The following is a 7,122-nucleotide window of genomic DNA, read 5'->3' as shown; positions in this document are numbered from 1 at the left end:
GATTTTTCTTAAAATTCATACAAGGAGAAAGTTTAGGAATTAGTATTTGAGATTTAGAATTGGGATTTGAAATGCAGGATTAGAATTACTTCCTTCGTCGGTATGACAAATAGCTTCTCCAGCCATTGTCATGCCGAACTTGTTTCGGCATCTTGCTATTTAAAGTTTAGACGCTGAAAAAAATGCAGCACGACAAATAAGCCGAAAAAAATTTTTAACTCTTTTTAGAATCACGACTTTTGGCTTCTTTTTAGTCATTTTCGCTCGAAAAAAGCCACCCCCGATGGCTATCAGGACTCCTGTCGGGGATCGAGAATCCATCTTTAGGCTTCTCCCGAAACTTCGGGATGAAAAACCCCAATCCATTGCTTCGCCAATTCACTTCGTTCGGGTCGCTCCAATAAAAAGAAAATTAGATGCTGAAACAAGTTCAGCATAACAAATCAAGTTCAACTTGAAAAAATCAAACTTACCTCTTTCAACTTCCAAGCGACTCTCCTTCGGAGGGGTTGGGGGAGGCTTCCTAACTAAACTGCAACGCACTTAAGTTCCTATACATGCCATTTTCAAGGGCAATGAGTTCCTGGTGGGTGCCTTTTTCGGTAATAGTTCCGCCATCGAGTACCAGGATTTGATCAGCTTTCCGGATGGTGGAAAGTCGGTGTGCGATGATAAAACTCGTTCTGCCTTGCATCAAAACCTCTAAGGCTTCTTGAACTAATTTTTCGCTTTCGCTGTCTAAAGACGAAGTGGCTTCGTCTAGAATGAGGATGCTTGGATTTTTAAGTAAAGCTCTGGCAATGGCAATGCGTTGGCGTTGTCCGCCGGAAAGTTTAATGCCGCGTTCGCCTACCAAGGTTTCCATTTGTTCGGGAAATCCTTCGATAAAATTATAGGCATTAGCTTGTTTTGCGGCTTGCATAATTTCTTCATCGGTGGCAGTTGGTTTTCCGTAAGCGATATTTTCTTTAATGGTTCCGCCAAATAAAATCACGTCTTGTGGAACGATACTCATATTGCCCCGCAATTGTTCGAGTGGGAACGCATTGATGTTTTTGCCGTCAATTAAAATTTCGCCTTTGTCAATGTTATAAAAACGCAAGAGAAGTGAGGCAATGGTTGATTTTCCAGCACCACTTGGCCCTACTATGGCAATTTTTTGACCAAAATTAATATCGAAATTAACGTCTTTCAACACTTCAATTTCGGGACGAGAAGGATAGCTGAACGAGACTTTTTTGAACGAAACATTTCCTGTGATTTTCTCTGTAGCAGGATTTGGTGTTGAGTTGATGTGTTCAGGAACTTCGTCTAAAAGTTCAAAAACACGTTCAGTAGCACCAACCGCTTTTTGAATCTGGGCATACATTTCGGCAATGCCGCCAAAAGAAGCTCCGATAAAAGTGGTGTATAAAATAAAGGAAATCAAGTCGCCCACGCCTTCGACTTCGCCTTTTATGGTTAGGGTGATTCCGTACCAAACCACGACTACGACGCATCCAAAAAGACATAAAATAATGAACGAGGCAAAGTAACCGCGGTATTGTCCGCCTTTGATGGCGATTTGTACAATTTCTTTGATTTTGGTTTTGTAGCGTTGGATTTCGTACCACTCGTTTGCAAAAGCTTTTACGTTCGAAATTCCTTGCAGGGTTTCTTCGACAATCACTTGACTTTCGGCTACTTTATCTTGTGTTTTCTTGCCGTATTTTCGGATGAATCGCCCAAAAATTACCGCTGCTACGGCAACAATGGGTACAATTCCTAACATCATAAAAGTCAACTTTGGGCTGATGCTGCCTAGGATTACGAATCCGCCAATGATTAAAATGAGTTGTCGTAAAAATTCGGCAATTGTGGTGGTAAAAGTATCTTGAAGTTGGGAAATATCAGCACTGATGCGGCTGTTGAGTTCGCCAACGCGTTTTTGGGAGAAAAAGGTCATCGGTAGTTTGACCAAATTTTCATACAAGGCAAACCGAATATTGGACAATGAATTTTCAGTAAAATTTACAAAAAGTGAAATTCTGAAGAAGGAAAATATGGCTTGTAGAAACAAAACGCCCATCAACAGTAACGCAATTTCATTGGCTTTACCTAGATCCTTATTGGTTACACAGTCCACCAGCATTCCCATTAATTTTGGAAAAGCCAAAGCCGTGGCACTGGTTAAGAATAAAAATAGGAGGCCAATGTAAAATTTCCATTTGTGATTTCGGCCGTATTTAAAAATCCGTACTGCTTTGCTAAGTGAACTCGAAGTTAGTTTAGCTTTGGGTAAATCGTTGTCTTTGGAATGTCGCGCCATTTTGGTTTTTTATCGTTGCAAAGGTAAGCTTATTGTATGCAATTGCAAAGATTGTTTAATAGTAATGCCTTCAGTTTAAACAAAAAAATAGAATGATACGTTTAAATGAGACTTACTTATCCGCTGTTTGTAGTGTTATGAGCGATTATATGTTATAAAAAAAGTAAAGCTAGTGTGTTCTAGAAAAATATTTTTAAAGCTTGAATGTTGCCGAAAGTAAAATGATACGAGGCAAGATAAATGTAGTTTGATTGGTAGTTGAAAAAGCTGAAAATGAGTTGGAATTGATAATGGAGTTACCAAATATATTTCTGCCGTCTAGTTCAAATTTCCAAGCACTATTTAAAGGTTGATAGCCGATACTAAAGTTAGTAGTGTGAAAAGAAGTAACAGTGCTGTTTGTGCTGTAATTGCTTTGATAATCGTGAAAAGCTTTGAAAACAAGCACGTCTTTAAGTACTACATCGTAATCAATTGAAAACCGATCGGAGTGAAAATTTGACGCGGTAACGCTTTTGAATTCGTCAAAAGAACGGTTGTATTTTAGGGTAATAAACGGCCAGTTTTTATCAGCCGTTTTAAATACGACACCCCAATTGGTGGCATTTCTGGTAACAAAATTTCGTTCGCCGTTAATGGGTTGTATGAAATTTATTGTGGTAAAAAATGAATTAAATCCCACATTGAATTTGTACACATTTTTGGTTATTGTGCCTCGGAATAGCGCATTTTCTTCCGGAATGTTGTTTTGAACAGATGTTGTAAACTGGTTGATTCCTTCTATAATAAGTTCATTTCGAACTGCATTCGATCTTTTGGAATAATTCAAAGCCAAGTTGAGCACATAACCTTGTAATAAATTGGTTTTTTTGTAAAAGAGCGAATAGGAGTTTTGTCGTTGCTCGGTAAGTTGGGGATTTCCTCTAAAAACGGATTGATAATTTTGCAATTGAAATTGACTAGTATAGTCTTGGAAATCGGAAAATTCGTTAGTCAACCGATAATTGAACGTAACGGTTTCTCCTTTTTTTAGTTCTATTTCACTTTCTAGTTGAGGTTGTAATACGTTTTTTGTATACTGATTTTCTAACCCATTGTTTTGCGTAAACAAATTGAAATGATGAACATATAAACTTGCTTTTGTTGTCCATTTTTTGAATAAAAATTTATATTCGATTCCCGACTTGGTATCATTGAAGCGGAAGTTCATATCATTGCCAAAACCACTATTAAAAAAATCATTGGTAGTATTGTCGCTCAAAATTTGCTTTTCCTTCGATGTCACTTTGGCATCGATAAACGTATTTCCTGCTACAAAATAGAGATGACTAAAATCACTAACAATCCAATAAAACTTGAATAATGCATTGATTGAGTTGTTTTTTATTCTTTTTAGTTGGTTTACATCATAAGAATCGTTTTCGAGTAGCGGAAGAAAATTAGTTAAAAAAGGTTGGTTTGTTTGCCAGTCTACAGCGCTGTTTCGGTCTTCATATTTTTGACTTACCACTAAGGTTGTAGTTTTTGTATCAGAATATGATTTATGCCATTCTACAAATTGATTCAGATAAACGTCCTTGAAGTTCGATAAGGTCACAAATTCATTAAATTGCGAGGGAGTTTTTGAAGTAAGACGATCATCAAAATTTCGGTCGGTAAGTTTGAAGTTGGCATCATAGCTCCATTGTTCGTTGTTTGAGGCTTTGTGGTTAAATTTCAATCTTCCCAAGAAAAAATTTTTATCGGAATCCAATTGATTTAGGCGGTTTTCGATAGTTGAGAATTCATTTTGAAAATACGTAATTTCAGCGGTATTCTTGATTTCATTGACTACACGGGAACCGATAACGTACGCTGAAAGAGTCGACTTTGGAGTAAATCGATGTGTAAAATTGGCAGCTGAAAATTGCGACTTTCCACGAACTACATTTCGATTATCGCTTGCAAATGCAAATAGATCTTCGGTAGCGTTATTTTGGTCAAGAAAAGTACTTCCGCCACTAAATCGAATGATATCAGCAAAGTCCAATGTGCTGTCTCCAATATTATTTAAATTACCGATATAACTAGCTGTAGTTTGTCCTCCATAATAAAACAAGCCGCTGTGTAATTTGTAAAAGTCAGGAACTCCAGAAGCGCCTTCAATATCCCCAAACAGAAAATTTTTCTTGTCCTTTTTTAGTTTGATGTTTAAAGCAAGTTGTTGGCTACCCGACACTTCTTTTAAAAAGGCAACTTCATTAAAATGGTCTATGAATTCTACTTTGTCTACAGCATCGGCAGGAATATTTTCAACACCCAGTTTCGAACCACCACCAAAAAACGGGTCGTTTTCAACAAGAAATGTGGTTACTCTTTTACCCTGTAAGGTAACATTTCCGTCACGATCTACTTCAACTCCAGGTAGTTTTTTAAGTTGTTCTTTTAGTTTTCTTTCGCTACCATTCGTAAAACTATCCACGTTGTAAACAATCGTATCTTTTTTTACAACTATAGGTTTAACGTCATATTTAATGATAATTTCTTGTAATTGTTCGTTGTTTCTTTTTAAGATAAAATCGCGAACTGATGTGTTATCTTCGGCACGAAATATAAAGTTTTCATCGTCAAAACCCATATAAGAAACAGAAATGGTATACGATGTATTATTTTCCAGCACTAATTTATACCGTCCGTCTGCATCGGCAATACTAAATTTTAAGGCCCTCTCTTTTTGAGTTGGACTTGCCATAATATTAGCACTAGGTAAAGGCACGCCTAAAGAATCTTTTATTACACCAGTGATTGATTTATTTTGTGCAATAAAAATTTGTGGAAGCAGAATTATTAATAGGAAAAAGAAATGGCGCATAAACAATATTTAGATTACTATTTTTGCTCCTGTTGTTTGGATTTGCGTTCTAAAATTTGTTTTTCTACTCGTTCATTTCGTTCATCCTCTTTTTTGAATTCAGTTTCCATAAATGTCGCAATTTGCGGTATTGAAGTTGCTAGTATTTTTTTTCGAATATCATTTCTAGTTAAAACTACACCACCAGTAAGCCGGTTGATTTCCAGTTTTTTGTCGACATTTAAGTCAATTTTTGTTACATAAAGTGTTGTTGTGTAGGTCTGAATTTCTAAAATAAGTCCAGGAAGTCCGTGATATCCGTTAGGGCCAAAAGAGACAGGAATTTTAGGTGTGTACCAAGCGGTTACTTTTAGTTTTGGATTGTCATTCCAAGATTGATTGTGGTAGATACTGGTGGCTTTATAGCAAATATAACCGTTGATGGTTTTGGTTTCGTTGGTCAATTCCCAATCTGCTTTTTGTTCTTCATTGATAATGTATTCGGCACCATTTAAATTTCCAACTCTTCTAAATACTTTATCAGGAATACTTACATAACAATTCGTTTTTATCATTGCACTAGTACAATATTCTTCAATACTTTCTGCCGTTCGACCTAATATTGGATTCACAAAAAATGATGATTCGTTAAGATTAAAATTTAAGGTAAAACTCATCCTACTTTCATCTTTTTTAGTTTCATCAATTTCATTTTGAATTGCCTCAATATTTGCGTTGTCATCAAACATTGTTTTGGCAGCATATCGTATTGAACCATTTTTGATTTGAGCAAACCCTGTGAAGGTGATGAGGGAAATAAGAAGCGCTATTTTGATTTTCATTTGTAATGTGTATTAAATAATTGCTCTTTCAAAAACGTTTGAAAGAGCAATTATTTTTCAATTTAAGGATTTAAACCCTGAGTAGGCTTATTAGTGTTTAAGCAAGCATTTAAAGTTCTAGTAGCCCTTGTGTCTTTTTCCATTATGAAGGATATTAAAAAAAATAAAAATACATTTTTTTTCCTAAAATACTCCGCTTTCAAATAAAAAAAAATCCTTGAAAAAACATACCAGTAATACATTTTTTAAGGATTTTAGAAATAATCAGGGTTGATTTTGCCTGTCCGATTTTGTAGATTTTCGTCTGGAATTTTTCAACTCTTCTTGCTCTAAATCTTTGAAACTTTCTTCAATAGCTTTGTCAAATTCTTTTTCATCCGTAGTGATGCGATTCAAATTGATATATACGCCTTCGGATATTTCTTTAACACTCGATTTTTTGGATGGAGGTTTTTGAGGGGATTTTTTTTTCATAGTTAGCAATTTATTTATTTCGGCCACTCTGATTTTGTTCGGCATTCCAATCCATTAAACTATTTTCTAAATCACGAAAATCACGCACCTGAATAACCTCATTTTCAATAGGCTTTTCAACGTTTTTACTTAATTTATGTTTTGTTTTTCCAGTTTTTGAAATTTTCATAGCATTATTTTTACCAATCAGTGTGAAACAAATTTAGAATACTTCATTTTAAAGTATTTATGGTTTCCGACCAATAGATTGCAACATTTCACTACACTTTTTTATTTTTTCCTAATCGCATTGCAGTAGTACTTATTGCGGTCAAAAAAGTACCTTTGTTTTTGAAATCCAATTCGCATTGCAATCGTATCAATATCCTCGATCGAAATACACAGCTAATGAGTAAGAGAAAAAGATAAAAATAGAATCAATACGTTTTTCATTCTTTTGTTCTATAAAATGTTATAAAAAAAGGGAGCTTGATCAGCTACCCTCTTTTACTCTACTACTTTATATTTTGCTTGTTTAAAAATAAAACAAGGTAAATTGAAAATATGTATATCCGTAATTGCTCATATTTTTGTATATTTGTTTGATAGATAAATTATTGGGTATGAATATTTTTAGTTTTGGAGTCGAATTTAGTAGTGAAGCCAATTGTATTGCGCATTTTAAAGCG

6 protein-coding genes are annotated in these 7,122 nt (G+C 35.1%); 1 reads left to right on the top strand and 5 read right to left on the bottom strand.

Features of this window, described 5'->3' with window-relative positions:
* Positions 1-283: 283 nt before the first annotated feature.
* The gene (locus ACIQ2X_RS12000; RefSeq protein ID WP_396179154.1) at positions 284-439 is read left to right on the top strand and encodes a hypothetical protein; all 156 of its coding nucleotides are present in this window, start codon (positions 284-286) and stop codon (positions 437-439) included.
* An 84-nt stretch (positions 440-523) separates the two neighbouring features.
* On the opposite strand, the gene ACIQ2X_RS11995 is transcribed toward ACIQ2X_RS12000, so the two are convergent.
* From ACIQ2X_RS11995 to ACIQ2X_RS11975, 5 genes are all read right to left on the bottom strand, one after another.
* Positions 524-2,308, bottom strand: a complete 1,785-nt coding sequence (locus ACIQ2X_RS11995; RefSeq protein ID WP_396179153.1) for an ABC transporter ATP-binding protein — start codon at positions 2,306-2,308, stop codon at positions 524-526.
* 193 nt (positions 2,309-2,501) lie between these two features.
* On the bottom strand, positions 2,502-5,159 hold the full coding sequence (locus ACIQ2X_RS11990; protein ID WP_396179152.1) for a carboxypeptidase-like regulatory domain-containing protein: 2,658 nt from the start codon (positions 5,157-5,159) through the stop codon (positions 2,502-2,504).
* A 17-nt stretch (positions 5,160-5,176) separates the two neighbouring features.
* The gene (locus ACIQ2X_RS11985; RefSeq protein ID WP_396179151.1) at positions 5,177-5,980 is read right to left on the bottom strand and encodes a GLPGLI family protein; all 804 of its coding nucleotides are present in this window, start codon (positions 5,978-5,980) and stop codon (positions 5,177-5,179) included.
* 264 nt (positions 5,981-6,244) lie between these two features.
* Positions 6,245-6,454, bottom strand: coding sequence for a hypothetical protein (locus tag ACIQ2X_RS11980; protein WP_396179150.1), 210 nt, complete (start codon positions 6,452-6,454; stop codon positions 6,245-6,247).
* Positions 6,455-6,464: 10 nt separating this feature from the next.
* Positions 6,465-6,623 (bottom strand): hypothetical protein, encoded by a 159-nt coding sequence (locus ACIQ2X_RS11975; protein ID WP_396179149.1) that lies wholly within the window; start codon positions 6,621-6,623, stop codon positions 6,465-6,467.
* Between the last annotated feature and the right edge of the window lie 499 nt (positions 6,624-7,122).

The organism is Flavobacterium sp. (genome assembly GCF_044368625.1).
Taxonomy (GTDB): Bacteria; Bacteroidota; Bacteroidia; order Flavobacteriales; family Flavobacteriaceae; genus Flavobacterium.
This window is presented reverse-complemented; position numbering and strand designations above follow the sequence as displayed.